Origin of the sequence: Luteirhabdus pelagi, from assembly GCF_016827595.1 — a bacterium.
In the GTDB taxonomy this organism is placed as follows: Bacteria; Bacteroidota; Bacteroidia; order Flavobacteriales; family Flavobacteriaceae; genus Luteirhabdus; species Luteirhabdus pelagi.
The window spans coordinates 1-469 of sequence record NZ_JAECMS010000048.1; the positions used below are offsets into that span (position 1 = coordinate 1).

The 469-nt window shown below is 40.1% G+C and carries 1 protein-coding gene; it reads right to left on the reverse strand.

From position 1 onward, the window contains the following. Positions 1 to 285: 285 nt before the first annotated feature. Positions 286 to 469, reverse strand: a 184-nt coding sequence (locus I4Q58_RS15670) for a hypothetical protein (protein ID WP_236002966.1), incomplete at its 5' end; no start/stop codon positions are given.

Here is a 469-nt window from a genome sequence, read left to right on the forward strand (position 1 = left end):
CGTTGGCGCTTATCGTGCGGATGCGCCACAGGCGCAAAAAATTTTGGCAGTTTCTGAACCAATTTCTGAGCTGAGTCAGGCTCGGTCTCACTCAAATGGAGATTCTAATTCTGATCTGATCAGAAAACGTCTTATCTAATAAAATTGCGAGTGAAATCGAATTCTCTTCGTTTCAATAAACTCTGAATTGATTTTGAATATATATGTGAGTTGAAATTGACTTGGATGCTGAAAATTGAACGGTTGAATTGATTTCTTTGGTCAGTGAAAACCTCCAAGTGATTTTTACCGAACCAGGTTCAGCTTGTGACGGATCAAAGTTCCGGTTGCACGACAAGAGCCAACAATGTATAACGACCATTGCTTTGGTTGATTCCAATTGGGAATCAACCACGCATTCGGAAAATTCTCCGCAAATTCATTAAATTGCCGAATAGAATAACGCAACAGGTCGTTATACGTTACCGTT